Annotated in this window: 32 protein-coding genes and 1 pseudogene; 11 read left to right on the top strand and 22 right to left on the bottom strand. The window is 45.3% G+C overall.

Going from position 1 to position 26043, the window contains the following annotated elements; genetic code table 11:
* Positions 1–11 precede the first annotated feature (11 nt).
* Genes purH through dusB form a run of 3 tightly spaced genes read right to left on the bottom strand, consistent with a single transcriptional unit; the run spans position 12 to position 2886 of the window.
* Positions 12–1592 carry a bifunctional phosphoribosylaminoimidazolecarboxamide formyltransferase/IMP cyclohydrolase gene (purH, locus tag AC9UEO_RS04195; RefSeq protein WP_509530642.1) on the bottom strand — a complete coding sequence of 527 codons (1581 nt, stop codon included), beginning with the start codon at positions 1590–1592 and terminating at the stop codon, positions 12–14.
* Positions 1593–1624: 32 nt separating this feature from the next.
* Positions 1625–1858 carry a helix-turn-helix domain-containing protein gene (locus AC9UEO_RS04190; protein ID WP_509530288.1) on the bottom strand — a complete coding sequence of 78 codons (234 nt, stop codon included), beginning with the start codon at positions 1856–1858 and terminating at the stop codon, positions 1625–1627.
* Complete coding sequence (dusB, locus tag AC9UEO_RS04185; protein ID WP_509530286.1) at positions 1855–2886, bottom strand: tRNA dihydrouridine synthase DusB; 1032 nt, start codon at positions 2884–2886, stop codon at positions 1855–1857. The genes AC9UEO_RS04190 and dusB overlap by 4 nt, the downstream gene beginning before the upstream one ends.
* Positions 2887–2976: 90 nt before the next feature.
* Between dusB and AC9UEO_RS04180 the strand changes: the two genes are divergently transcribed.
* On the top strand, positions 2977–3465 hold the full coding sequence (locus AC9UEO_RS04180; RefSeq protein ID WP_509530284.1) for a YqaA family protein: 489 nt from the start codon (positions 2977–2979) through the stop codon (positions 3463–3465).
* Between the two features lie 14 nt (positions 3466–3479).
* On the opposite strand, the gene ychF is transcribed toward AC9UEO_RS04180, so the two are convergent.
* Positions 3480–4571: a redox-regulated ATPase YchF gene (gene ychF / locus AC9UEO_RS04175; protein ID WP_509530281.1), complete on the bottom strand. Its 1092-nt coding sequence runs from the start codon at positions 4569–4571 to the stop codon at positions 3480–3482.
* A gap of 83 nt (positions 4572–4654) precedes the next feature.
* On the opposite strand from ychF, the gene AC9UEO_RS04170 reads away from it, so the two are divergent.
* From AC9UEO_RS04170 to AC9UEO_RS04160, 3 genes are read left to right on the top strand one after another with little or no spacing between them, the layout of a single operon-like run.
* Positions 4655–5785: an FAD-dependent monooxygenase gene (locus tag AC9UEO_RS04170; RefSeq protein WP_509530279.1), complete on the top strand. Its 1131-nt coding sequence runs from the start codon at positions 4655–4657 to the stop codon at positions 5783–5785.
* An 11-nt stretch (positions 5786–5796) separates the two neighbouring features.
* Positions 5797–6519, top strand: a complete 723-nt coding sequence (locus tag AC9UEO_RS04165; protein WP_509530277.1) for a DsbC family protein — start codon at positions 5797–5799, stop codon at positions 6517–6519.
* Positions 6520–6533: 14 nt separating this feature from the next.
* Positions 6534–8309, top strand: coding sequence for a M61 family metallopeptidase (locus AC9UEO_RS04160; protein ID WP_509530275.1), 1776 nt, complete (start codon positions 6534–6536; stop codon positions 8307–8309).
* Positions 8310–8322: 13 nt separating this feature from the next.
* On the opposite strand, the gene paaK is transcribed toward AC9UEO_RS04160, so the two are convergent.
* Genes paaK through AC9UEO_RS04145 form a run of 3 tightly spaced genes read right to left on the bottom strand, consistent with a single transcriptional unit; the run spans position 8323 to position 10852 of the window.
* Positions 8323–9618, bottom strand: coding sequence for a phenylacetate--CoA ligase PaaK (gene paaK / locus AC9UEO_RS04155; RefSeq protein ID WP_509530273.1), 1296 nt, complete (start codon positions 9616–9618; stop codon positions 8323–8325).
* Positions 9615–10055 carry a hydroxyphenylacetyl-CoA thioesterase PaaI gene (paaI, locus tag AC9UEO_RS04150; protein ID WP_509530271.1) on the bottom strand — a complete coding sequence of 147 codons (441 nt, stop codon included), beginning with the start codon at positions 10053–10055 and terminating at the stop codon, positions 9615–9617. Before paaI ends, paaK begins: the two co-directional genes overlap by 4 nt.
* A gap of 2 nt (positions 10056–10057) precedes the next feature.
* Positions 10058–10852 carry an enoyl-CoA hydratase-related protein gene (locus AC9UEO_RS04145; protein WP_509530269.1) on the bottom strand — a complete coding sequence of 265 codons (795 nt, stop codon included), beginning with the start codon at positions 10850–10852 and terminating at the stop codon, positions 10058–10060.
* 91 nt (positions 10853–10943) lie between these two features.
* Between AC9UEO_RS04145 and AC9UEO_RS04140 the strand changes: the two genes are divergently transcribed.
* A complete protein-coding gene (locus AC9UEO_RS04140) occupies positions 10944–11723 on the top strand; it encodes an enoyl-CoA hydratase (RefSeq protein WP_509530267.1) in 780 nt (259 codons plus the stop codon).
* A 16-nt stretch (positions 11724–11739) separates the two neighbouring features.
* A complete protein-coding gene (locus AC9UEO_RS04135) occupies positions 11740–12771 on the top strand; it encodes an alpha/beta hydrolase (RefSeq protein ID WP_509530264.1) in 1032 nt (343 codons plus the stop codon).
* Between the two features lie 5 nt (positions 12772–12776).
* Here AC9UEO_RS04135 and AC9UEO_RS04130 read toward each other — a convergent pair whose 3' ends face one another.
* Positions 12777–13130, bottom strand: coding sequence for a glutaredoxin (locus AC9UEO_RS04130; protein WP_509530262.1), 354 nt, complete (start codon positions 13128–13130; stop codon positions 12777–12779).
* 47 nt (positions 13131–13177) lie between these two features.
* Between AC9UEO_RS04130 and AC9UEO_RS04125 the strand changes: the two genes are divergently transcribed.
* Positions 13178–13528 carry a hypothetical protein gene (locus AC9UEO_RS04125; RefSeq protein WP_509530259.1) on the top strand — a complete coding sequence of 117 codons (351 nt, stop codon included), beginning with the start codon at positions 13178–13180 and terminating at the stop codon, positions 13526–13528.
* Positions 13529–13541: 13 nt separating this feature from the next.
* Here AC9UEO_RS04125 and AC9UEO_RS04120 read toward each other — a convergent pair whose 3' ends face one another.
* The 3 genes from AC9UEO_RS04120 to AC9UEO_RS04110 all read right to left on the bottom strand — a co-directional run bounded on the left by AC9UEO_RS04120 (position 13542) and on the right by AC9UEO_RS04110 (position 15567).
* Positions 13542–14138 (bottom strand): hypothetical protein, encoded by a 597-nt coding sequence (locus AC9UEO_RS04120; protein ID WP_509530256.1) that lies wholly within the window; start codon positions 14136–14138, stop codon positions 13542–13544.
* 166 nt (positions 14139–14304) lie between these two features.
* On the bottom strand, positions 14305–14859 hold the full coding sequence (locus AC9UEO_RS04115; RefSeq protein ID WP_509530253.1) for an outer membrane protein: 555 nt from the start codon (positions 14857–14859) through the stop codon (positions 14305–14307).
* 453 nt (positions 14860–15312) lie between these two features.
* Positions 15313–15567, bottom strand: coding sequence for a hypothetical protein (locus AC9UEO_RS04110; RefSeq protein ID WP_509530250.1), 255 nt, complete (start codon positions 15565–15567; stop codon positions 15313–15315).
* 200 nt (positions 15568–15767) lie between these two features.
* On the opposite strand from AC9UEO_RS04110, the gene ppk2 reads away from it, so the two are divergent.
* A complete protein-coding gene (ppk2, locus tag AC9UEO_RS04105; protein WP_509530248.1) occupies positions 15768–16679 on the top strand; it encodes a polyphosphate kinase 2 in 912 nt (303 codons plus the stop codon).
* A 29-nt stretch (positions 16680–16708) separates the two neighbouring features.
* Here the strand turns inward: ppk2 and AC9UEO_RS04100 are convergent, their stop codons facing one another.
* The 3 genes from AC9UEO_RS04100 to AC9UEO_RS04090 all read right to left on the bottom strand — a co-directional run bounded on the left by AC9UEO_RS04100 (position 16709) and on the right by AC9UEO_RS04090 (position 18296).
* The gene (locus AC9UEO_RS04100; protein WP_509530245.1) at positions 16709–17044 is read right to left on the bottom strand and encodes a bactofilin family protein; all 336 of its coding nucleotides are present in this window, start codon (positions 17042–17044) and stop codon (positions 16709–16711) included.
* Positions 17045–17149: 105 nt separating this feature from the next.
* A complete protein-coding gene (locus AC9UEO_RS04095; protein WP_509530242.1) occupies positions 17150–17416 on the bottom strand; it encodes a hypothetical protein in 267 nt (88 codons plus the stop codon).
* 379 nt (positions 17417–17795) lie between these two features.
* On the bottom strand, positions 17796–18296 hold the full coding sequence (locus tag AC9UEO_RS04090; protein ID WP_509530239.1) for a DUF6803 family protein: 501 nt from the start codon (positions 18294–18296) through the stop codon (positions 17796–17798).
* Between the two features lie 664 nt (positions 18297–18960).
* Between AC9UEO_RS04090 and relB the strand changes: the two genes are divergently transcribed.
* Positions 18961–19083, top strand: coding sequence for a type II toxin-antitoxin system RelB family antitoxin (gene relB, locus AC9UEO_RS04085; protein WP_509530236.1), 123 nt, complete (start codon positions 18961–18963; stop codon positions 19081–19083).
* Positions 19084–19286: 203 nt separating this feature from the next.
* Complete coding sequence (locus AC9UEO_RS04080; RefSeq protein ID WP_509530233.1) at positions 19287–19496, top strand: hypothetical protein; 210 nt, start codon at positions 19287–19289, stop codon at positions 19494–19496.
* 427 nt (positions 19497–19923) lie between these two features.
* On the opposite strand, the gene AC9UEO_RS04075 is transcribed toward AC9UEO_RS04080, so the two are convergent.
* From AC9UEO_RS04075 to AC9UEO_RS04045, 7 genes and pseudogenes are all read right to left on the bottom strand, one after another.
* Entirely contained in the window at positions 19924–20577 is a 654-nt protein-coding gene (locus AC9UEO_RS04075; RefSeq protein ID WP_509530231.1) for a M23 family metallopeptidase, read from the bottom strand.
* A 299-nt stretch (positions 20578–20876) separates the two neighbouring features.
* A complete protein-coding gene (locus AC9UEO_RS04070) occupies positions 20877–21299 on the bottom strand; it encodes an NIPSNAP family protein (protein WP_509530228.1) in 423 nt (140 codons plus the stop codon).
* 96 nt (positions 21300–21395) lie between these two features.
* A complete protein-coding gene (locus AC9UEO_RS04065) occupies positions 21396–21875 on the bottom strand; it encodes a hypothetical protein (protein ID WP_509530225.1) in 480 nt (159 codons plus the stop codon).
* Between the two features lie 314 nt (positions 21876–22189).
* The gene (locus AC9UEO_RS04060; RefSeq protein WP_509530223.1) at positions 22190–22702 is read right to left on the bottom strand and encodes a DinB family protein; all 513 of its coding nucleotides are present in this window, start codon (positions 22700–22702) and stop codon (positions 22190–22192) included.
* A gap of 264 nt (positions 22703–22966) precedes the next feature.
* Positions 22967–23403: pseudogene (locus tag AC9UEO_RS04055) on the bottom strand (GNAT family N-acetyltransferase).
* 109 nt (positions 23404–23512) lie between these two features.
* The gene (locus AC9UEO_RS04050) at positions 23513–24085 is read right to left on the bottom strand and encodes a DUF1003 domain-containing protein (RefSeq protein ID WP_509530221.1); all 573 of its coding nucleotides are present in this window, start codon (positions 24083–24085) and stop codon (positions 23513–23515) included.
* Between the two features lie 133 nt (positions 24086–24218).
* Positions 24219–24395, bottom strand: coding sequence for a hypothetical protein (locus AC9UEO_RS04045; protein ID WP_509530218.1), 177 nt, complete (start codon positions 24393–24395; stop codon positions 24219–24221).
* Between the two features lie 174 nt (positions 24396–24569).
* Between AC9UEO_RS04045 and AC9UEO_RS04040 the strand changes: the two genes are divergently transcribed.
* Positions 24570–25013: a transmembrane 220 family protein gene (locus AC9UEO_RS04040; protein WP_509530215.1), complete on the top strand. Its 444-nt coding sequence runs from the start codon at positions 24570–24572 to the stop codon at positions 25011–25013.
* Positions 25014–25369: 356 nt separating this feature from the next.
* Here AC9UEO_RS04040 and AC9UEO_RS04035 read toward each other — a convergent pair whose 3' ends face one another.
* Complete coding sequence (locus tag AC9UEO_RS04035; protein WP_509530212.1) at positions 25370–25747, bottom strand: DUF6841 family protein; 378 nt, start codon at positions 25745–25747, stop codon at positions 25370–25372.
* Positions 25748–26043 lie beyond the last annotated feature (296 nt).

Below are 26043 nucleotides of genomic sequence, written 5' to 3'. Positions count from 1 at the left end.
ATTGATCTATATCAATGACGGAAGTGACGCACGCCCGTAAACACCATGGATACGCCTCGCTCATTAGCTGCAGCAATGACTTCAGCATCCCGCATGGAACCGCCTGGTTGAATCACGCAAGAAGCACCCTCATCAACCACCACATCCAAGCCATCTCTGAAAGGGAAAAAAGCATCGCTTGCCACCACCGAGTCTTTCAGGGACAACTTGGCATGACCTGCTTTAATACCGGCCATACGAGCGGAATCCAGTCGACTCATTTGCCCAGCACCTACGCCTAATGTCATGCCTTTTCCAGCAAAAACAATGGCGTTACTCTTGACAAACTTGGCCACCTTCCAAGCAAACAACAAATCTTGCATTTGGACTGGGCTGGGATGAAGTTTAGTCACGACTTGCATGTCTTCTAATCGAAGCAAATGATTGTCAGCAGTTTGCATCAACAATCCTGAGCCTATGCGCTTTACATCGATTGCATTCAGGCCTTGAGACCAAGCATCGTTGCCCCCGGGTGGGAGTGCGATTTGCAATACCCGAACATTTGCCTTGGTTTGCAGCAATTGCAGCGCCTCCCCTGTGAATGAGGGCGCCATCAACACCTCAACAAACTGTTGAGACAAGGCCTCGGCCGTTGCTATATCCACAGGACAGTTAAAGGCAATGATGCCGCCAAATGCTGAAGTGGTGTCAGTTTGATAGGCTTTTCGGTACGCAGACAATGCATCGCTTGCCAAGGCGACACCGCAGGGGTTTGCATGCTTGACGATGACACAGGCCGGTGAATCGAAACTCTTGACGCACTCCCATGCTGCATCTGCGTCAGCAATATTGTTATAAGACAACTCTTTGCCTTGCAACTGACAAGCAGTCACCAAAGAACCAGGTGCGGGGTGTGTATCTCTGTAGAACGCTGCGAGTTGATGGGGGTTCTCCCCGTAGCGCAAATCTTGTAACTTAATGAACCGACCGTTGGCTTGGCCAGGAAAAATGCTTCTTTGCTCGGTGGATAAATCTAAGGACGACAGGTAGTCGCTGATCGCACCGTCGTATTGACTGATTCGATTGAAGGCACTCACCGCTAATTGAAAACGGGTCAATTCAGTCAAGGCATTTTTTTGCTGTAACTCATTGAGAACAATTGCATATTGGCTTGCGTCGGTGATGACCGCCACATGTTTCCAATTTTTAGCGGCGCTGCGGACCATGGCAGGACCGCCTATGTCGATGTTTTCAATGGCCTCTTCCAGCGAGCAGTCTGCGGCGGCCACTGTTGCCTCAAAGGGATAGAGATTAATGACCAAAAGATCAATGGCTTCAATGCCGTGTGCTTGCAAAGCTTGCATATGTGAAGGCATATCCCGGCGGGCTAACAACCCTCCATGAACCATAGGATGCAAGGTTTTCACTCGGCCGTCAAGCATCTCGGGGAAACCCGTCAGTTCCGCCACTTCTTGAACGGGCAAACCTTGTGCACTCAGCAGTTGAGCGGTACCACCTGTGGAAATTAACTCAATACCTAACTGATGCAAAGCTTTGGCGAACTCAACAATTCCAGTCTTGTCAGAGACGGAAATAAGGGCTTTCATAACAATCCTTTAATACCTGCTTTAGTGCAAGACAGTGCTCACAATAATTTGTGTTCAGTAAGCTTCTTGCGCAAGGTGTTTCGATTTAGGCCTAGCCACACAGCCGCGCGCGATTGATTTCCCTCGGCATGCTTCATAACGACATCAAGCAAAGGTTTTTCCATCACGTTAATCATCATAGTATGTAATTGATCTGGATCTTCGCCCCGCAAATCTTTGAAATAAACCTCTAAGCTATGACGAACCGCTTCTTCTATTTGCTTCTTGCTCATTCTGTAGTCTCCGTCTCAGTCATAGATGTGGCATAGGTTAAGCGATCAGCCTGTTGCCCTATTACATCTAAAAATTCAGCAACTGCCAAAGACTGTTTGTGACAGTCCTCTATTGCGTTTAAATATTTTCGAAATTCTGTCGCACCAGGCAAGCCGTGAACATACCAGCCAATGTGCTTTCGAGCCGTACGTACGCCCGTGAAGCTTCCATACAAACTGTAATGGTCCTCTAAATGGTGCATCAATAAACGTTTAACTTCTGCCACCAACGGGGGGGCCAAGAGCGTGCCATGGGCTAAGTAATGCTGAATCTCTCGAAATAGCCAAGGGCGGCCTTGAGCGGCACGGCCTATCATCACAGCGTCTGCACCCGTGAGTTGTAGAACCTGTTGGGCCTTTTGAGGTGAATCAATATCCCCATTGGCGACAACGGGAACAGACACTGCTCTTTTGACTTGAGCAATGGTGTCGTACTCAGCGTTACCTTTGTAGCCTTGGTCTCGCGAACGGCCGTGGACCGTGATCATTTGTACGCCAGCTGATTCAGCTTGCTTAGCCAATGAAACCGCATTACGTTGATTGCTGCGCCAACCGGTTCGCATTTTTAAAGTGACGGGCGCACCAAATGGCAAAGCAGCTTTGACGACAGCTTCAATGATGGACATGGCCAAGGGTTCGTCTTGCATCAAAGCCGACCCCGCCCATTTCTGGCAAACTTTTTTCGCAGGGCAACCCATATTGATATCGATGATTTGAGCGCCTCGTTGCAAGTTGTAAGTTGCTGCCTCAGCCATCATGTCAGCATCCGTGCCAGCAATTTGGACTGCGATGGGCCCACTTTCACCAGTGTGGTCCAGCCTACGCGAGGTTTTTAAACTGTCGCGAAGGTCCGATCGCGACGTGACCATCTCTGAAACTGCATAGGCAGCACCAAGTTGCTTGACCAAACTGCGGTAAGGCCTGTCTGTCACGCCAGCCATCGGGGCTGCAAAAACAGTGTGGGGTAATTCGTAGTGGCCGATACGCATGAGTTTGAGTAGTGAGTCTGGGTGCTTAAAAACGAGGCACGATTCTAGCGGCGCTTCTCAGATTGAAGCTCACGTTTACACTGAGAAATAATGGAATATTTTTTTCAAACCCTATTGACAAATGCAGCAACACCCGAAACGGGATTGGGTGTTTTGTTTGTCTGCGCCATCTTGGCTGCTACCTTGCTGCCATTGGGCTCTGAGCCAGTGCTGTTGGCATTGCTTGCTTTTTATCCCGAGTTGCTTTGGCCCTCGCTGCTGGTTGCCACCTTGGGCAATACCCTGGGTGGCGCGATCGGCTGGTGGATGGGCTACGGTGCTGAACGATGGATGGCCAAGCATTTGCACCAAGACCATGTGACCACGCATATGCGTGCTTTGCGTTGGCTAGAGCGCGTTGGGCCTGTGGCTTGCCTTGGCGCTTGGTTGCCCATCATTGGTGACCCACTGTGTGTGGTGGCGGGGTATTTGCGACTGCCATTTGGGCATTGCGTGATCTACATGGCAATTGGCAAGGGTTTACGTTATTTGTTACTCGTTTATGGATGGCAATTTCTAGCCCCATTAATTCATTCGTAGGGACTCAAGAAGGGTCAAGAACTGAACAAAAAGTTCATCACATCGCCGTCTTTGACCACGTACTCTTTGCCCTCGGCGCGCATCTTGCCGGCGTCTTTCGCACCTTGCTCGCCTTTGAACTGTATGAAGTCGTCAAAGGCAATGGTTTGGGCGCGGATGTAGCCCTTCTCGAAATCGGTGTGTATCACACCTGCCGCTTGTGGGCCGGTGTCGCCCACATGGATGGTCCAGGCCCGCACCTCTTTCACGCCGGCGGTGAAGTAAGTTTGCAAGCCCAGCAAGGTATAGGCCGAGCGGATCAAGCGGTTCAAGCCGGGCTCGGTTTGGCCCAGTTCGGCCAAAAACATATCGCGGTCTTCGTCGCTCATCTCGCTCATCTCGGCTTCGAGCTTGGCGCAAATCGCCACCACGGGTGCGTTTTGCGACTGGGCGTAGGCGGTGAGTCGGTCGAGCAAAGGGTTGTTCTCAAAGCCGTCCTCTGACACATTGGCCACAAACATGGCGGGCTTGGCGGTGATCAGGAAAAACTGTTTGAGCAGCGGCTTTTCTTCCTTGCTGAAATCGATGGTGCGCACCGGTTTGGTGTCGTTCAAGGCGAGTTGGCATTTCTCCAAAATGGCCACCAACTTGGCGGCCTCTTTGTCGCCAGAGCGGGCGGTTTTTTGAACCCGGTGCAAGGCTTTTTCAACGCTGTTCAAGTCAGCCAAGCACAGCTCGGTTTGGATTACTTCGATGTCAGAAATCGGGTCAACCTTGCCCGCCACGTGAATCAGGTTGTCGTCTTCAAAGCAACGCACCACATTCACAATCGCATCGGTCTCTCGGATGTGGGCCAAAAACTGGTTGCCCAAACCTTCGCCGGTGCTGGCACCGGCCACCAAGCCCGCGATGTCGACAAACTCCACGATGGCCGGCACGACACGCTCGGGCTTGACGATGGTCGACAGTTGCGCCAATCGCAGATCGGGCACTTCCACCACACCGACATTGGGCTCTATGGTGCAAAACGGGTAGTTTTCAGCCGCGATTCCGGCCTTGGTTAGGGCATTGAACAGGGTGGATTTACCGACATTGGGCAGGCCAACGATGCCGCATTTCAAACTCATGGGGTTCTTTCAATCTATACCGAATGGTAGGGTTTCGCAACAAAGCCAAATTCTACGTGCAGGCAACTTCTACAATGCACAGCATGACGACAACTTACGATGTATGCATCCGAGGCAATGGTATTGTGGGGAGCACCTTGGCGCTGTTATTGGCACGTCAACGTCTGCGTATTGCTTTGGTTGGAGCCCCTACACAGGCTGTCGACATGAGAGCTTTTGCACTCAATTCAAGCTCACAAGATTTGCTGACAGATTTAAGGTGCTGGCCAAATGCCGAATTCGCAACTCCCGTCAACAGCATGGAAATTTGGGGCGATCAGTCTGGCAAGCTAAGTTTTGATGCGCCCTTTGGGCAATACCTCACCCATATCGTGGACGTGCAAGCGCTTGAAGGTTTGCTGAATGAAGCTGTTGGGTTTCAGCACAGCATAGAGCGATTGGAAAACAATGTATCGGCACCACTGACCATCGTGTGTGAAGGCAAAAACAGCTTGACACGCAAACAACTTGGCATTGAATTTCAAGCTTTGCCTTATCCCCAACATGCTTTGGCGACCCGAGTACGTTGTGCCTCGCCACACAAGCAACGCGCATTGCAATGGTTTAGCCAAGAAAAAGCTGAGCTGTCCGTTTTGGGCCTGTTACCGCTGGGGGGAGCAAGCAGCGACGAGGCTGCGGTAGTTTGGTCATTGCCTAGCGAACGTGCCACCTTACTTCATGCCGCAACAGATGAAGAGCTTTCACTGGCATTGACTCAGGCCAGTCAATACGCATTAGGTCATTTGAAGGTCATTAGCGCTAAAGGTATTTGGCCTTTGCAGGCGGCATATGCTAGTCAGTGGAGCGGCACTTTTGACAACGGTAACAACAGCTGGGTGCTAGCTGGGGATGCTGCTCATACCGTGCATCCACTGGCAGGCATGGGTTTGAATCTAGGTTTAGCGGATGCTGCTGCCCTCGCCAAGGTGCTGTCTCTTCGTGAAGGCAAAGAGTATTGGCGTGGTGTGGGGGACAAATTTTTACTGCGTCGTTACGAGCGAGAACGCAAGGCAGGCTTGTTGCCAACTTGGGTTGCCTGTGATGGCTTACAGCGTTTGTTTGCACACCCACACACACTTGCCCAATCCTTGCGAAACTGGGGCATGAGTCAATTTGACCAACTGTCACATTTGAAGCAATGGACGGTTCAACAAGCCATGCATCCCACCATTTAATAAAGTATCCCATGCCCAAAATTTATAAGTTGCTCGTTTTGACATTGACTGGTCTTTTTTTACAAACTGCATTTGCACAGGGTGAGGAAGCGTTTATTCGCAAAACACTTAAAGAGCGTATGCCGCATATTCACCCCATAGATGAAATCAAACGTACACCCATGCCTGGCTTGTTTGAGTTACGGGTAGACGGCACAGAAATTTATTACACCGATTCTGCTGCCAATTTTTTAATACAAGGACACCTGATTGAGACCAAAAATCAGCGGGACCTGACTGAAGAGAGAATTCAAAAAATCATGGCGGTGGACTTCAAATCCTTACCGTTCAAAGACGCTATCGTCATGGTTCGCGGCAAAGGAGAACGCAAGATGGCGATGTTTGAAGATCCTAATTGCGGTTATTGCAAGCGATTCGAAAGAGAACTGCAAAGTATTGATAACGTCACTGTTTATCTTTTTTTATATCCTATCCTAGGTAAAGATTCTGTAGATAAATCCAAAGCCATTTGGTGCGCCAAAGACCAGGTAAAGGCATGGCAAGATTTGATGCTTCGAGACCAAGCGCCCACACCAACTGGTTGCGACGCCACAGCGTTAAAGCGTAATGTTGATTTTGGCCAAAAGCAACGTATCAGTGGCACACCAACCACCATCTTCCCCGATGGATCACGTATTTCAGGGGCTGTAGAAATGGCTCAAATAGAAAAATTACTTTCGCCTGCAAGGCCTTAACAAACACTGAACCTATGTCCTTCAAAGGCGCTCTCCAACGCGGCATTCATTACCAAGTAACCATTGAGAATGCACATGCACATCTTTGGCGCATCGTTTTATTTATTCACCATCCTCGCTCAAAGCAAAAGTTTCAACTACCCGTTTGGATCCCGGGCAGTTACTTGGTGAGAGAGTTCTCCAAACAACTCAGTGGGCTTGAGGCTACCCAAGATGGGAAACCCATTGCAGTCAAACAATTGGACAAATGCACATGGGTAAGTGAGTCGAAAAATAATAAGCCAATGCAATTGCAGTACTTTGTTCATGCCCATGATCATTCGGTTCGTACTGCTTGGCTAGATGCACACAGAGGTTTTTTCAATGGCACCAGTATGTTTGTTCAGGTGCTGGGGCAAACACATGACTCCATTAGCCTAGAGTTAATTCCTCCTGAACATACCAGCGAATGGCAAGTTGCCACTTCTCTGGACTCTGTGCGTGTCAATGGCGCAGGTTTTGGAACTTACCATGCCCAAAACTATGACGAACTTGCAGACAGTCCTTTTGAGCTTTCTAATTTTTCTCGAACTGACTTTGCTGTTCAAAAGACAAAGCACCAGATTGTGGTCACGGGTGCTGCCCCTTCTTTTGACGCTCAACGTCTGCGCCAAGATGTGGAGCGTATTTGCCAAACCATCGTCCACTTTTGGCACAAATCAGGCTCACCGCCATTTGCCTCGTATGTTTTTTTATTGAATGCAGTCGCTGATGGCTATGGTGGGCTAGAGCATAGAAACAGCACTGCTTTACTTTGTCGGCGAACAGATTTACCTAAGCACTCCGAGAAGCATCGAAGCGATGATTACATCGGACTACTTGGTCTTTTCAGCCACGAGTACTTTCATGCATGGAATGTCAAACGGCTTAGGCCTTCCAATTACCTGAGCTACAACTATCAAAGTGAGCAATACACCGACATGTTGTGGTTTTTTGAGGGCTTTACTGATTACTACGATAACTTGTTGGTCTGCCGTGCAGAGTTAATTTCGCCAGCTCTGTACCTGAAATTGCTCACCAAATCTATCCAACAATATTTGCAAACACCGGGCAGGCAAGCTCAATCAGTCGCTGATGCAAGCATGGAAGCTTGGACAAAATATTACCGGCCTGACAGCAATACGCCCAACATCACCGTTAGCTACTACACCAAGGGCTCGCTCATCGCACTTTGTTTAGACCTTTCATTGCGGCAAATGGGGCATAGCCTTGATGAAGTAATGCGAGAGCTTTGGCTACAAAGCCAAGGCGGCCCCATTTCAGAAAACGATTTACTTCAAGCACTTCAAGCCATCAGCGGTAAATCGTGGCGCAAAACCCTGCATTCATGGGTTCACACGATTGAAGAACTTCCCTTGGCTGAGGTTTTAAATAAACAAGGTGTTGGTGTTCAATATGAGGCGCTCCCGTTAGCACAACAAATTGGCATACGTGTCAAAGAAGACCATAGCGTGCATATCCACACCGTCTTGCGTGACAGTGTTGCTGAGCTTGCTGGTTTTTCCCCTGGTGATGAGTGGCTTGGCATAGAGATAGGCCGCGGCAAAAACCTACGGTCTTGGCGCTTGCAGCGCCTAGATCAATTAAATCTATTGCTAGGAAAAAATAAAGAATGCAAGGCATTGGTTGCCAGGGATTGGCAACTGCTTAGATTGAATCTTGACCTTTCTGTCACCAATCCACTTAACTTGTGGCGACTTCACATCGAAGACCCCGTCAAAGTGGGAAGTTGGCTCAGTGACACGCAGTAAAACTGAGTTCTTATCACCGCTTGTCTATCACTCTTTTGGCTTTTCCCATGCTTCGCTCAACCCCACCTTCAAGACACAACTCAACCTTCAAACTGGTGCCTATATAGGCTTTTGCATCGTGTTCTAGGTTGATGGCGGCCTGTTTAGCTTCGGAAGAATCACAAGACAAACCAGTGCGGGTCTCTACTTTGACTGTCAAAGTATCTAATGGCCCATCTTTTTGCAAGGTGCACTGGTAATGCGCACTTAAGGCTGATTGCCTCAAAATGAGTTCTTCAATTTGACTAGGAAAAACATTGACTCCCCTGACAATCATCATGTCATCACTGCGACCCGTGATTTTTTCCATTCTGCGCATGGTTCGCGCAGTTCCTGGTAGAAGGCGTGTTAAGTCTCTTGTGCGATACCTGATGATCGGCAATGCTTCTTTGGTCAAACTGGTAAACACCAGTTCGCCAAATTCACCATCAGGTAACACCTCTCCCGTTTGGGGATCAATGATTTCTGGGTAAAAATGATCCTCCCAAATGGTAGGCCCATCCTTGGTTTCTGCGCACTCACTCGCAACGCCTGGCCCTATGACCTCAGATAGGCCATAAATATCCACCGCATCTATGCCCATGCGCTTTTCTATAGCCAAGCGCATATCGTTGGTCCAAGGCTCAGCGCCAAAAATTCCTATCCGTAAACTGCTTTCAATAGGGTTGAAACCTTGGCGCTCAAATTCATCAGCCAATGCCAACATATAACTGGGAGTGACCATGATGATGTCAGGTGCAAAATCTTGCAAAAGCTGAACCTGTCTTTCGGTTTGTCCGCCGCCAAATGGAATCACCGTTAAGCCTAAACGTTCTGCACCGTAATGTGCACCCAAACCACCTGTGAACAAACCATAGCCATAGCTGATGTGCACTTTGTCTGCAGGCCTAGCACCTGCGGCGCGAATACTACGCGCAACACACTCAGTCCACATGGCCACATCGTTGGCGGTGTAACCCACCACCGTCGGTTTACCTGTTGTACCGCTAGAAGCATGAATCCGAACCACCTGTGATTGTGGAACAGCAAACATCCCAAAGGGATAACTGTCGCGTAAATCAGCTTTTGCAGTGAAAGGAAATTTGCCTAAATCGGCCAAGCTATTACAGTCATTCGGATGAATGCCAACAGCATCAAATTTTGCACGGTACACCGGAGAATAGGCATAAGCATGATGCAACGTGGCTTTCAAGCGTTTGAGCTGCAAACTGCGAAGTTCGTCAACACTCGATTTTTCAATAGGGTCAAGTAGAAAATGGGTTTGATTCATTCAGGCACCACTGTTCCTTGAATTTGTGCACTTTTACCTCTGAAAAGAGCCACGACTTCTTCTTTCTGATTGCGTACGATCATGTCGTAAACACCATGCCGACCACTGAGCACCTGCTCTACTCCATCGCACACCAACAAATCATCTAAATGAGCAGGCTTTAAAAATTCTATCGATGCAGCTGCTGCAACCGCAACCTTGTTATGGCTGTTACAAGCAAACGCGAAAGTGGAATCGGCCAAAGTAAAAATGAAGCCGCCATGGCAAATTTGATGTCCATTGAGATGCATAGGTGTGACGCGCATTTGCATGCGCGCTAGACCTGGTTTGCAATAAACCAACTCCATGCCCATGGTCTCGCGCGAAGCCACATCGGCAGAAAACATAGACTCACCGACTTGATGCGCCAAGTCTTTCTCTGATGTGAAATGAGGCATGGTCAGTGCCCTGTAAATTGAGGAGGACGTTTTTGCAAGAAGGCTGAAACACCTTCAATATAGTCATGTGTCTGCCCAAGTTTAGATTGCGTATCGCGCTCAACATCAAGTTGTTGGTTTAAGTTTCTATTTCCTGCTTCACGCAATAGGGCCCGCGTGGCAATCAAAGCTTGGGTTGGCATAGCAGCCAAGCGTTGCGCCATTTGAGAAGAGGCTTCCAAACAGTCCTCTGCCACATCCCAAATTAAACCCCACTCCTTGGCTTGGGGCGCCATCAATTTTTCGCCAGTCATGGCCAATGCCATAGCCCGAGCCAAGCCTAGGCGCTCTACCAAAAACCAACTGCTACCTGCGTCTGGAATCAAGCCAATTTTGCTAAAGGCTTGGATGAATGATGCAGAAGGTGCCGCAATGGCAATATCGCAAGCCATCACAAAAGAAGCGCCAGCGCCTGCAGCCACACCATTGACTGCCGCCACAGTGGGCATACGCAGTTGCTGTAGACGCCTTGTTGTTGGATTGAAAGCTTGGTCAATCACTGGGCCTGGGTCGGCTCGCGCAATCAAATTCGGTCCATCGGCGAAATCGAATTCAGATAAATCGGCCCCAGCGCAAAAACCCCGACCTGCACCCGTGATAACCATGGCACGAATAATAGGATTGGCTTCTGCCTGGTCAAAAGCTTCCCATAAATGACGGTGCATTTCGCGTGTAAAGCTGTTTAAAGCTTGCGGACGGTTGAGTGTGAGCCAAGCTACTGGGCCCCGCTCTTCATAGCTTACGGTCTTGTCATGCATGTCGGTCTCCTTAGGGGATAATTTATCACCATCCCCAATTTATTCGCATTGGGGCTAAGTTGAACAAGGCAGCCACGATTTGGAGAGATGCATGAGCTACGAGTTGATTCAAGTTCGCACCGAAGCCGAGAAGGTGGGAGTCATCACCCTTAACCGCCCCAAGCAATTGAACGCGCTTAACAGCGAGCTCATGATTGAGATGGGCACCGCACTGAAGATATTTGATGCAGATCCGAATATAGGTTGCATCATCTTGACAGGTAATGAAAAAGCTTTTGCGGCAGGTGCTGATATTGGTGCCATGGCCACTTACAGCTATGCCGACGTTTATAAAAGCGACTACATCACTCGCGATTGGGAAACGCTACGCAGTGTTCGCAAGCCCATCATCGCCGCCGTTTCAGGTTTTGCACTGGGCGGCGGATGCGAAGTGGCCATGATGTGCGACATCATCATCGCAGCCGATAACGCTCGGTTTGGTCAGCCGGAAATCAAACTCGGTATCATTCCTGGTGCAGGTGGCACACAACGTTTACCCCGCGCCATTGGCAAAGCCAAGGCCATGGATTTGGCTTTAACTGGCCGCATGATGGATGCGCAAGAAGCCGAGCGTGCAGGGCTGGTCAGTCGCGTCGTGCCACTGGATAAATTAATGGAGGAGGCTTTAAGCGCAGCACTGAGCATTTGCGATTATTCGCAAATCGCTGTGATGTCTGCTAAAGAATCTATCAACCGCGCATTTGAAAGCAGTTTGTCAGATGGGGTCATGTTTGAGCGACGTATGTTCCATGCGCTTTTTGCGACCGAAGACCAAAAAGAAGGCATGGATGCCTTTGTCAATAAACGTAAAGCTGTTTTCAAAAACCAATAATCCCTTGGGGAATGTTATGACTGTAGAAACCCAAACGCAATCCGTATTTAAAAGCTGGGGGATATTGGCCATTAAATCTCTTTTGGGAGTTGTGCTGCTTGCTGTGATTGCATTTTTTGCAGGGCCGACCAACGAATTTGGCAGCGACACCCCTACCAGCAGAATCGCGCCCACTCAAAATTTGGCAGCACTCGATGATTGGATCGCCCAGAGCGAGGCTAAGTTCAGCGATATCAAACCAGGCACAGCCAAGGGGATTGTGTGGGCAAACCCAAGCCATCAAAAGACACCTTGGGCTGTGGTCTATATACACGGATTTTCTGCCAGTCGCATGGAAACGGCACCAGTTGCAGACTTGGTCGCCAAAGAATTAGGTGCCAATCTTTTTTATACACGCCTTAGCGGCCATGGCTTGCCAGGCACTGCCCTGGGTCAAGTTTCTGTTCAAGATTGGTTGGCCGACACTGTAGAGGCTGTTCGCATAGGGCAAAATTTAGGCGAGAAAATTTTGGTCATCAGTTGCTCTACAGGGTCAACGCTCTCCACATGGCTTGAGACTTCACCCTATGCCAATTCTGTTCAAGCGCACGTATTTATCTCACCCAATTTTGGCCTTAAAGACAAACGCTCAGAGCTGCTGAATGGTCACTGGGGAAAACAAATTGCCATGGCCATCACAGGTACCGAATTGAAATTCCCTGAAGTCAGCGTGCAGGAATCATCTGCATGGACAAAAAGTTATCCCACAAGCGCTTTATTTCCCATGATGGCATTGGTGAAGAAAGTGCGAGAAAGCGACGCTCGGCAATTTATGACACCCTTGCTGGTGCTCTATAGCGCAGACGACCAAACCGTTGACCCCTTAGAAACTCAAAAAGTCTTTGAACGTATTGGTTCACCCAATAAAAAACTGGAGTTGGTTTCTTACAGTCGAAGTGAAGGTCAGCATGTTTTGGCTGGTGATATACGCGACCCACAGTCAGTGCAACCCATGGTGAGCAGCATTGTTAACTGGCTTGCAACAACTGGCTTAGAACAAACCCAGTAGCAGTTTTATTTGAAAAAACCAGATGCGAGCAATACTTTGACTTCTTTGCATCCGCCCAAAAGGATGCCATCGCTAAACACCATGGGAAACGTGGGCCAACCTGTCCACATTTTCAAAGCCAAGCGACGTTTCCATTGACTGAAGTAACTTCCATACTCTAAATAGTGATATGAAATGCCAGCGTCCGAAAGCAAAGTGCGAACATTTTTGACAATAGGGTTTTGCGTCATACCAACAACCACGACACGGTTTTGAGCCAATGCATGTTGAACTTCTTTAACGATATCTTGGTTAAATGCCGCGACCGTTGCTTGAACGTCAGGATGGATTGTGTGCTCTGGAAATATTTGCCTGCTCATGATTTTCTTTCAACGTGTCTGACTTGAAGCGCTACATAATACGCCCTATGAAATATGTTCTTTTTTTTGCTGTCTCATTGCATTGTTTTTTGGCTTCTGCACAAATTGCCTCAAAGCCTCTCACCTGTGGCAAGCACTACCTTGGTTTTCCTTTTGAGGTTCATTTCAAGGGAGATACCGTTATGGTGTCATTCAAAAATGAAACATACACATTGCCCTTTAACCGCGCTTGGGTAACTATGGATGGTGGTCATTGGAGCGATTACACCGATGGGCATTTCATTTTGGCTACAAGCTATCCAGAAGAACCTTATGTGGCCATCAGTCTTAAGAATCAAAAAAATTCAATAGCTTCTTGTGATGTTGTTGAAGTGATACGCAATGAGATGAGGGATTGAATTAATTCACAAACTATTGATTACGCTCTTGTATGTTTTTGAGTTTTTGATTTGCATTTTGAAGCTTCTTTTTTATATGCCGTATTTTGGCTTGAAGCTCATCTTCATTGACTGTGCTGGATTCTTGGTTAAGTAAATCTGCTCTGACTGGTCTGGCAACTTTTGTTACAGGTTTACGAGGTTTTCGGTCAATTTTGAGATTTTGAATCACTTCCTTGGAACCAATGAAATGATGGGTGCTTAACTGGGCATCGTCTGTAATTTTTTGTCGGTTATCGATAATAGGGTTCGTGTCGTTGAATTTTTGAAAATTATCTTTGTAGTGCTTGCTCGAGCCTAGGCTCTGTATATTGTCTTTGTAATGAAAACTTGCACTCTTACTTTGTTGATTGTTTAAGATTTTTTCTGCTGACTCACGGAATATATTGTCATTAAGAAGAGTGTCTGCATCGATATGTTGCATATTGCTTTGAATATGCGTTTTTCCCTCAGAAAAATTTGTATTTTCAATAATGGTTTTTGTGGTTAAGTCAGAACCATCGCTAGGTTCAAGCGCTATGTTCTCGCCTTCTTTTAGTTCATATTTAGGACTCACAGCATTGCGTGTCACGGCACTAAAGGTGACCGCGTGCGGCACTCCACTTCGGACTAGCTTACGACTCATTGCTGATTCTTGACAAAGTTGCTGAATCTTCGAAGTATATTCCGTAGGTCTAATCTAATGAGTTTGTACCTAGGCTGGGATTTTTTTGACCGCCTTGTGTTTTGGCGAGAATTTAAAATTTGTACCTGAGTCCAACTCCAACAGTGGTGTTGCTCGTTTCGGAATTTCCTTTTTTGGACCACATGTATTCTGAAGAAATTCCCCACTTGGGATTGATGTTGTATGAAATACCTAGACCATAAAATGTGTTTGCATACGTAGACGATTTGTCACTTAATGTCTTTGCTCCGTATTTAACTACCGTTGTTTGTTCTCCATACTGCCTGCCTAATTTCGCGTAGCCCCCCCATGTTTCATTAAATGCCATGAATGGCCGTACACCTAAGCTGTATCCATTTTTTATTTTGACCGTGTAGGTGTAATTTGCTTTTGGTGAATTCGATGAATCCTTGTCTCCATTGAATGCATTTGCTTCAAGTGCTATGTTGTCCATAACCACATAAGCCAGCCCTAAGCCAACCACGGTGGGCTTGAAGGTACCTAGGTTTGTTGAGGATTCGTCTTTGATGGAGGTTTGTATGTAAGAGATGCCCCCAAAGACATCTCCAATATTTTGCGCATGAATTTCAGCAACACCCAAGACTAAAAGAATTTGTAGTAGCTTCATAACTGAATTCATGTGTTTGAGTGAGTTATGATAACAAAATATTTCGAAATTTTTAATTTTGATTCATAAAATACTAATTTTAAAAATATTATTTAATATGCTGATTAAATTACTGGAGGGTGGATATGCCTCGTTTGGTTCGGTTTGGTGGCAAGAAAGCCTAAATAGCTGATAGATGAATACACTGATTGCAATTGTTTCAAATAAGCATAGAGTTGGCAAATCGATACCAAATCTCTAAGGGGATTTTATGAAAACCATTTGGGAGCACTGCCATTTATCTTTACAGAAATTCTTTCAACAGGTATCCGAAAGACTTTACGTTCCAAGTCAGACCGGCTCCCACGATATAGGCAGCCAGTACTTAGGCGATTTAGCCAGTTCTTACATCGAACACCAAAATTTTCCAGTACCTACAGATCCTTCTTTTAGAGGTATCAAAATAAGCAGGCGTTAGCTTCTGGCTAAATCTGAGGCGTGGGTGGCTGTGTCAAAGGCTTTGGCTTTACCGATGTAAAACCGATCAATGCGCCAATCCTTCATGAGCTCTAACACCAATTCAAAATCATGGGCGTTTAGTTTATAAAGCTCTTTGATAGGAAAATCTTCACCTGCCTCTAATGAAAGTATGAGTCTTGCATAAACTAATCCAGTCATCGACTCTGGAGAATGTTCGATATATTTTTTGACTTTTTTGACAGCACGCATTTTAAGGATGAGGTGGAAGGAAAGACCTGAATTCTAGTCATTTGCTAGCATTTTTTTATTTCAAAGTTATGACAAAAATAAGTCTCTACGAATTATTCACCTGCGCTCGAATTGAGATCTTTGGCTATTTTGTCTTTAGCGTCATGAACGTTACATGAACAAGCAATACAACCTAGATATGTCAATTAAAGGTGAACAGTATGGACAGTAAATCCCAACTGGATGCAGATCAATTAAGAAAAATCAGAGAAGACATCTTGGATTCCATCGACGAAGAATTAGAGATGACCATTGAAGATGGTGAGAACGAGAACGATCCCTTTGCTACTGAAGAAGAGAGGAAACACCGGGCCATTTATTTTCGTGAACTTTTACGATTGCAAGGCGAACTTGTCAAACTCCAAGACTGGGTGGTAGCAACCAAGCAAAAAGTTGTTATTCTTTTTGAAGGTCGTGATGCTGCAGGTAAAGGGGGCGTGATCAAGCGTATTACCCAAAGACTTAACCCCCGTGTATGCAGGGTAGCAGCACTTCCGGCACCTAATGACAGAGAACGCACACAATGGTACTTTCAACGATACGTCACGCATCTTCCTGCGGCTGGCGAAATAGTGCTGTTTGACAGAAGTTGGTACAACCGCGCAGGGGTTGAACGGGTCATGGATTTTTGTACTGAAGATGAATACGAAGAGTTTTTCAGAACTGTGCCTGAATTTGAAAAAATGCTGGTGCGAAGCGGAATCATCTTGTTGAAATATTGGTTTTCCATAACCGATGATGAGCAACATGCCCGATTTCTAGGTCGTATTCATGATCCTTTAAAGCAATGGAAACTAAGCCCAATGGACTTGGAGAGTCGACGCCGCTGGGAAGACTACACACGCGCAAAAGAAACCATGATTGAGCGTACTCATATTGCTGAAGCGCCATGGTGGGTTGTTCAGGCCGTCGATAAAAAACGTGCACGACTCAACTGTATTGACCATTTGCTATCTCAGTTTAAATACCATGAGATTGAGCATGCTGAAATTGCTTTACCTGCAAGAGTACGAAACCCAGATTACATTCGTAACCCAGTTCCGGAGCAGATGATGGTGCCTGAAAAATACTGAAATAGCGCAGCGCTGTAAAGCGCAGGCTATCAAGTTTTGGTGCTGCTCATATCGCCAATAAATTGGCCACCACGCTCTATATCAATCTCTGAGTAGCTGAGCTTGCCTGAAACTTTTCCAGTCTTGAAAATCTTCATCAATCCCTTGCAATTGATATCATTTTCCAATTGGCCATGCACTTGAATTCCTTGTGCTTGAATTTTTCCCTTGATGTTGCCTTGAGGCCCAACCTCAAGTTCTTTGCAAGTAATTTCGCCAATAATGTCTCCATTGATATGTGCCACTCCTGGAACATTGATGGATCCAACGAAAGTTACGCCATCAGGGATAGACAAATCATTGTTGTGGCTTGAAAGATTAGACATAGAGTTAAATTCAAATTGATTGGATGTCTCGGATCATATTGCATATTGCCTATTGAGGTTTGCAGAAACAATGACTTCTCACTCTGTCAACAGTGGCAACTAATCTTACTCAGGCTTAGGGGCTTCATATTTCTTTATCTGATAGGCATTGCTTCTTTGAAGCTTGATAACCATAAAGTGACATTCTCTTTTTTTCTCACCATTTTTTATCATGTCACAAAAAGTTCCGCTACCCGCAAAAGAGGCTTTACAGAAGTTCTGCTCATCTGAGGTTTTTTTCAAAGTGCATGAACTCAAGTCCTCGCATAAACCCAAAGAAGTTGAAGCGGCGAAAGTAAATGCAGCGATGAATTTGAAAAAAGCTTTGTTCAATTTTTTTCGTATCGGATAATTTTTTAGCATAACATTTATTTGCCATTTGTAGCGGCACCTGCTGAATCACAGCAGAAAAATCTCGCCGTAAAAAGTCATGTACGCTTTAGTCAATCTACTCTTCTTTATATCCGTCATTTTCCAAGGAGACAGAGTTTACATACTTTATGCTGTCAAGCTAGGCTGAGGGCAGTACAATTTAATTACAATTTTGACTAAGGATTATCAAATACTAAATATTGGGGAATGAAAAAACATAAACATTATGCGGAATAGAAAAAACACTTCATGACAAACAAACTGAGCTTGACCCCTAGTGGTTATCTACCCTACCAGAAATAGTGTTCAGTTAAGAACACCATTTCCAGACTTCACACTGTCAATGGTTGTGAACCTCTGACATGCCTTCAGGCACATAGCCAAGTAGCGCGGGATCCAACATGCCAGCAATCATTGCGATATGTCCGAACACCAAAAACAATGCCACACAAATGGCATGTGTCTGACGCTTGGACTCATCTGTCGCTTGTGCATTGATCCAGCCCAATTCCTGAAAAGCGATGTAGATGAGTGGCAGACCACCAATCAGGTAACTGCCCACCGCCAACACATCAATGATGGTTCGCCACTCACCCGCTTGGGTGATGGGCAACACAGCGGTTTTCAGCAGGAAAATAATAACCCCGATGAAATACAAACCCACCGTGATACCTGCCATTCGATTCAAGCCATTGACCCAACCGGTGTAGTTGCGTGTGGAAAGCAGATACAGCTCGGATATGGCCAGCGTTTCCGCCAAAACAATTGGTATGGCCATGAATATCAATAAGTTCCAGGGTTGGTTTGTGGCCAACAACTCCATGTAGTGCGTCATGTTCATCAAAACTCCAATCAAAGTTAACAGCCCTCAAAGGGGCAAAGTGTTTTTTAGATTTGGATATGACGCTTGGGAGGTTTGAATTGCTTGTATGGATGTTCTTGAAGAAGCAATGTTTGAAAAACAGGATTCCACATGTGATTCAAACGCAAAGCAGCTTGCGGCGTGTGGCTTGCTAATGTGGTGAAGCCTAGGCAACACAAATGACCAGTGATATGACATGATTTTGGGTGGCTGGTGTCTTGCGCTTCGTGACATGCCGTGTGGCTTTCATCGGTGATAGACACAGCTGGTGATGTTGACAAGGTTTCCAATGACATGGCAGATGCGTGGAATAAACCACTGATCAAACTCAAACACAATGTCAAGCACCACATACGCATGAAACATTCTAATGGACACCGCCCTAGTTTGTTCTGGTTTCAAGGCTACTTACTTGCCTGAGTGGTTGGCTGCTATGAAGTTACCTTTGTCTTGTCATTGGCAGCTGGATTTTTAATTACGATTTGCCCTCCCCACACGGTGCCGCAAGTTCAATGTGACTGAACCCGCGAAACAATAATCTCTAATGATGCTTTGAATTGTTACAAGTTCATAGCTGTTAAAACTCATTTGCAATGCCCTTGTACTCAAAATATAGAGTTGTAAAGCAATCTAGGAGACGAACATGTTAGCCCTCAGACTTCCCGAAGACATCGAGTCCCGTCTTGACAAGTTAGCCAAGGCAACTGGGCGCACCAAGAGTTTTTACGCCCGTGAGGCAATTCTTGAGCATTTGGCTGATCTGTAAGATCTTTACCTCGCAGAGTCATACAGTTTTTTCGAACCAGACTGCAAAGCGTCAAAGATACACGCAGTATGGTTCAAGCCCTCAAGGGCTCAGTACTTGGTGACCTCTGGAAATACCGATGGGACTGAGTATCAGGGGGCTAACTCAGACTTTGATCTGAGTTAGATTATTAGTAATACAATAAGAATTTTTAGGGAACCTTGATGAAAAACTTTTTAACTCTAGTATCTTTTACTTTAATTTGTACTTCAGCTTTTGCACAGAGCAATGGCTTGTATGGCGAAGTGGCTTACGCCGTATTGACAGCGAAAGATACCTCCTCAAATAACGTTGGTACTTTTAAACCTTCAGGAGTACGTTTAACACTTGGTAAAGTTATTGCTGAAAATATGTTGTTGAAGGATTCCTGGTAGAGGGCTTGGATAAAGGTTCTGCGATTTATAAAAATATTAATTTTGAATTAGCTATAGAATCTTCTTACGGTTTTGCTTTACGACCTTTTTTATAAAATTAATGAGGACTTTGAGGTTTTTGGATGAGTTGGTAAATACGTTAATAACTATAAAATAACTTACTCAACATACAACAGTTCAGATAATTACTATCACAACCTTTACTCCATTGGCACTGCATACAAAATCAATAATAGCTTTAACGCTACTTTGGACTACACCAAACTCAGCAACAAAGGGGATATCGAAGCGTCACTAATAGGAATTGGGTTTCGTTATAACTTTTAATAGCTCCCAACAAAAACCACCTTTATGGTGGTTTTTTTTTAAATGCTTGGTATTTCCCCAATTCCCTAACCATACATGGTTTTGAAAGACGCAAGTTACATCAATTGCATTTCAAAGGTGCAACCAACTGTTGATCAGTTGGGGGATTTTTTGCATCAAAACAGGTGACCTTACCTGCACCCTTCTGCCAGAATTGATTGGGGTCAGTTTGAGCTACCCAGACTTTCGGTGTGGGCGTTGCCTGAATGTGAACATGTGGCATTGGAATACCGGGTTTACCGGGTGGTTCCAATACAGCAATCACATCACCTGCCGTGACTTTTTGCCCGACTTGGAGATTTGATTTGGGTGTGAGGTGAGTCATGAACACATATAAAGTGCTGGTTTCTTCAGTCCAAGTTGGATGGCTGTATTTGATGTTGGTTTTTATAAGCAAGAATCCACCTTGGTTACTATCCTCTCTTTGAATACCAATGACTTGTCCATTAACTGGAGCAATCACATCAGCGCCGGCTTTGCCGCAAAAATCCATTCCTTCATGTCGCAAGATCCATCTTGCCGGAGCGCCATATTCCTTGTATTCAGGCTGGAACATTTTGTATGGCTGAAAAGCATAGTCAGTACATGGAAATATATCGGAACCTCTTTGAGCACCTACTACAAGTTTAAAAGGCTCGTAGGTAACAGTGTCCTGCGAATGTGCTGCTAGGGCTGATAAAGAAATACACAAAGCAATGATTTGGTTTAATTTCATAATCAATTTCCTTTTGGATTCATCTTGGTGAAGTTCTGTGATCTAGCTTGAATATTTAATTCACACAACCAAATTACTAGCTAATTAAATATACCAATTAAATTGATCAGAATTCAATATCCTGAGCGTCGCGTAAATAGACGCTTATGTAGCATTGTTTTAAAAGACATCCCCAACCCATCAACTGTGACTACCCTGCCCACAACGGCGCGGCAAGGTGACTGTGGCTGACCCTAGTCGTTCTTTTATGGTGATGCTGCGGTGTCGGTTCAACCGACATTCTTTTGCGACAAAACAAATTAAGGCTGAGGTCCCCAAGGGGCTGGAACCATCAACTGAATATTTTGAGAAAGAATGAAGGGGCGTATTTGTTTTATAAACACCATGATTTTTTCATCCGCATAAAGTCTTTTCCATAAATCACGCCTGTCTTGATCACTATCAAACCGCAAAATGAAGATCAATTGATGTAAATCCCCTGTATCGCTAATAAAAAAACCAACAACATTTCTGTCGAACTTGCCTTCCACATAGGCTGGCCAACCAAGGGTTGTAAATAGACGTTTAACTTCGCCCATTTCACCTACCTTGATTGCATAAATTCTCTTTTCATAAATGGTATTCATGCTTTGCTTGGTGTCAGTTTGGCTCCAAGCTGTAAGTGGATTTAACGCTGTTAATGCAAAAAACAAAGCAGCAGAGATCACAATAATTTTTTTCATTTGATAACTCCAAGTTATTGATATTTCAACAGTGCTGTTAGCAGTTGTTGAGCCAGTGTTTGATTTCATCTTCACTGGCTCAACACCATCAATGCATCACTTTGATACTGAACACTTAACGTGATTTGAAAGATGAATCGTGCTGTTTAGGACATGCCTAACTACATCAAACGTACATGTACCCTTTACGTTTTCAAACTTGCCAGTTAAGCCAACAATTTCGACCGTGCCAATGAATCCTTGTGGTGTACTTTCACCCCGAACGAAATTAAGACGAGATTTATCCCCATCTGAGTCAGTACTCAAACAAGTACCATTGCTCGCACTTTTTGAATTTTCTACAGTCGCTATACCAAGACACTGCGTAACATTAATCGAACCGACTTTATAATAAGATACAGTTGATTTAACTATTCTTCCTGTATAACTTGTATTGCTAATTGAATATTTATTATTTCCGAAATCATTTGTAGTAACTGAAGTTATTCCACCAGCTATAGATTCATATGTTCCTGATTCGGCAAAAGCAAGACCCACAGTGCAAGCGACAAAAGCAGTCAAGATAATTTTTTTCATTTGATAACTCCAAGTTGTTGATATTTCAAAATGAAATACCAAACTTGCTCTACAGCGCGAACATGAAAATTGATATAGCGATTGCAAGCTATCTTGTAGGTGTTTGCCTATCTTATGTTTGTCAAAATGAAATGCTCAAGTGGCTAGATTGAAGTTAAGTTAGTGTGCACTGGTAATGAATAGAGACTGTAAGCCAACCATCCCGTTACTGGACGGTCAACAGGTTGTCATTTCAAAGGACAACTTGAGCCCTGCTCCAATAGTGTCGTTTCTCACGACACCTCCTACCACCCCATCCACGGTCTCAACCCTGCTCACTCGGCGTGGAAAGCGAACTGCGGCATGAAGGGTAAGTCAGTAGACCCCAGATCTAAGCCTAACTGTGTGAGCAAAGTAGTCAACTGTCCACGGTGGTGGATTTGATGGTTGAACAAATGCGTAACCAGTACCCAGTTAGCAGCAGTTCTTTTACTTCCATCAACTTTGCTGACATAAGTGAGAGTTTGTTCCAACCACTGTGGAGTTAAACCTATTGCCCATTTGGATAGCCTAGTATCGATTAATTTACGCTCTTGGGTTAACTGGTGAAAACCGCCGAACAAATCTTGACCCAATGGGGGTACCTGTTCCGGTTCACCAGTAAAGCGAGATAAAAAAGCCAAGTCGGAATAGGTGATGTGGTTCAGGGTCAGGTAAATGGATTTGAAAAATGCCCCCTTGTCCTCGTGCAATACGGTCTCTGGCAGCGATGCACAGGCAAGGTATAGCTTTGAGTTCATCCATACGTTGTATTCCGCCATTAACTGGCAATATTGAGTGTCAATCATTGGCTATAAATGTCTTGCGCATTAAAAGTTCATCCTAGCAGACGACGTAAATATTGGTCAGTGAACCAGCTTAAGAAATCATTCGACTTCGACACTTGAATAACGGAAATTATCCGCCTTGAAACTGGTTCTTTTGTGTGGGCTGACCTAACTTCAAACAATCTTCCCGTTTCTGGTCGCTGTGCAAGTGTCGTTTCTCACGAAAAATCCTACCACCCCTTTAACCGTGAACCACCCTGCACTTACGGCGTCGGAAACTGGGTTTCACATCAGCTTGCGATATTGAATAAATCCACTTTTATCTGCAATTCGGTCATACAACAGCATTGCATCAGAATTGGACTCATGTGTGAGCCAATGTACGCGAGAAGCACCAAGTTCTGCAGCTGCTGCATAGACATGCTGAATCAGCGCCCTGCCAACGCCCTTGCCTCGAATGTCTGGATCAACAAACAAGTCTTGCAAAAACAGGTAATCACCCCTAGCCCAGCAACTGCGATGCTGAATGTAATGCACCATGCCAATTAGACGTCCATCAACTTCTGCTACTGCACAGTGCATGGGTTCGGCAGCGTCGTGAAACCGAGACCAGGTGGTTTCTGTAGCGCTATCAGCGATATCTGCTTTGTAAAAACCTGATAGCCCTTCCACAGCAATAGCCACTGCGAGAAGTCGGCTTCGTTTGCCATTCGGATTTTCATTTCTATCCTTCAAATTTTTCGGCATGACATCCTTTTAAAGGACATCCTTCTAGACCCCAAACTCGGTTCAAAAGTTCCAAGAATCAAGGGTATTGAGCTTCTTCAAGAATTAAGCAAGTCCTTGTTTATTAACTAATTTAATTGAGATTTTTTCCAGTTGAGACGATAAATCTCGAACAGAATCTGTAAGTCTCAGTAGCTCTTGTTCTTTTAAAATATCTATTTTTTCATGAAGCAACTCTATTTCAAGTTCAGCTTTGACATTGATTTCATAGTCATTTTGTGCATGTCGCCTATCCAGTTCTGATTGCCTATTTTGGCTCATCATGATGGCGGGCGCTGTATATGCAGCCTGAAATGAAAGAAGCAAATTCAGTAAGATAAATGGATACGGATCCCAAGCGTTAGCGCCACTTAAAACATTTCCAATAATCCACAAAAAAATTCCTGTGCTTTGAAAAATAATAAATCGCCAAGATCCTATGGTTGATGCCACTCGATCAGCAATTCTTTGACCTGTAGTGAGTGTAGGAACCTCGATATTTTCAAGGGAAGCCAATTTTCTTGTTTTATCCTTTTCCATTTGGCGATGTCTGCGGCGGCGCTCACGGAGCAGTTCAAGTTGCCGAGAGTCCTCTGGTGAAATAGATGGACTATTTATGGGCGATAACTTGGTAGTCATTTGAACTTTCAAAATGATCGAATAAAGTAATATACGTCGATTAATGCCAATTGAAGCCACCCCCAGCTAACCTCAGCGCCAAAACCAGTCAACCCCCAGCTGCCAACCCACAGGCTCAGAGCCTAGCCCAGCGTCAGCAAGCACTCGCGCCCCAAAAGCCTGTGACAAACGCCACTGCGTCAAATGCGTCTATCGCGCCGAAAAGCGGGGTATTTGCCCCAAATACTGCTGCGGCAGCAAAACCTGAAGCGTGCTCACGACAGGCATAGTGGAAATGGTTGGTGGCGGTAGTGTCGGGTTGATCCGACATCTATCAACCGTCCCGTTGCTGGACGCTGAGCAAGTGTCGCTTCTCACGACACTAATCTTTGGCAAAACACCCGTAAAGCTCGCCTCAACCCCCCCCACTCAAGACCTTTTTCCTAAATACGTATGCTAATATTAAGAGGAATTTTTCCTAAACTCAAACCTATTAAGAAATCCAATGTTCAAAATCTTCAATGTTGTATTTGCTGTTCTTTTCCTAATCTGCGCTGGTTTGCAGTGGAATGACCCAGACCCTTATTTATGGATGCCACTTTATCTTCTGTCGGTGTTATCTTGCGTCTACGCTTTCAAAGGTATCAGCGCCAAGCGCTTGAATATGTTCAACATCGCTGTGTATTCTCCATATGCTCTTTATAACTTTGTGGTGGAAGACGGCGTTTTATCTTGGGCCACAGAACACAACTTCGACTCATTGACCCAATCCATGATGGCCAGTACACCTTGGATCGAAAACACCAGAGAATTTGGTGGACTGATCATCATGATTGTGGTTTGCGCCATCAATTTGTATGTCAGCAGACAACAAGTGTCTAACGAAATCTTTATCGAAGAAGACGAAAACGCCCGAGCAGCCGTTCCAAGCCCGAAAGTTTTGATCTAAACGATCTGTCCAACGCAACCTTGCATAGCCAATCTATAACGACCCTAATTAGAGTCATTTAGAAAAGCTTTGTTATGCGAACGATAACTAACTCATGCCGTGTACTTGCTGTTTGTTTGACCTTGGGTTTGCAATACCCAGTTACTGCGCAGCCTACAGATAGCGCAGGAGAGGAATTTAAGTTTTGCATGAGTACTTGTATTTCAAATTCATGCTCCGGGCCAGCATCAGTAGTTGAAAAAAACTGCAGTCGAAAATGTTCGACACCTATCAACCGAGCCGTTACTGGACGCTGAAGTGTCGTGAGAAACGACACTGCAATCAAACAAATCAGTTCAATTCAATGGCTTTTTGATTTACTTGTTCATGCCTGCAACATTACCGATGCTATTGAGACTCAAAATTTGCCAGTAGCCCACATTTTTTGTAAGTACGTAAAAACCAGTTGAACGGTAGAACTCTTTGTCATCTTTGTCAAAGCGTGAAAAATCCAATTCAACCATGGCTGAATTTGCACTTTCTGCCAATACATTGACTGAGTTGATCTTGGAATGCTTCCAACCTGTCTTTTTCAGACTTTCAAAATCCACAACTGGTATTGATTTGTCTTCAAACTTGACCAGCTTGCCACTGATCAAACGAACGTGTGGGGAATGGAAGATGTCTTGCAGTGCCGGCAAGTTTTCTTCATTGAACATCTTCACGTAGTGAAACATTAGTTGTTCTGGCGACATGCCATCTTGAGGATGTGCATGCGAAAAATTGCATGAGATCAGCAAGCAAAAGATGGTGAGAAATTTTTTCAACATGATTACCTCAATTCTGGACTTCAATCGGTATTGTGATTTTCAAGGTTCTAATGCAATGACAGCACACTTATCGAATAAAGTCATTGCTCGCTCCTATGTGGGTCATGGATAGGTTGCGAAATAATATAAATCAAAATTCGAGGATCCCCCTCAAATCCCCCACCGGAGTCTCGCTATAATTTGCGGCTCGGCGCTTTAGCTCAGTCGGTTAGAGCGATGGA

The organism is Limnohabitans sp., assembly GCF_040401495.1.
Taxonomy (GTDB): Bacteria; Pseudomonadota; Gammaproteobacteria; order Burkholderiales; family Burkholderiaceae_C; genus Limnohabitans.
The sequence above is the reverse complement of the archived record's forward strand: the minus strand, read 5'-3'. Positions and strand labels throughout refer to the sequence as shown.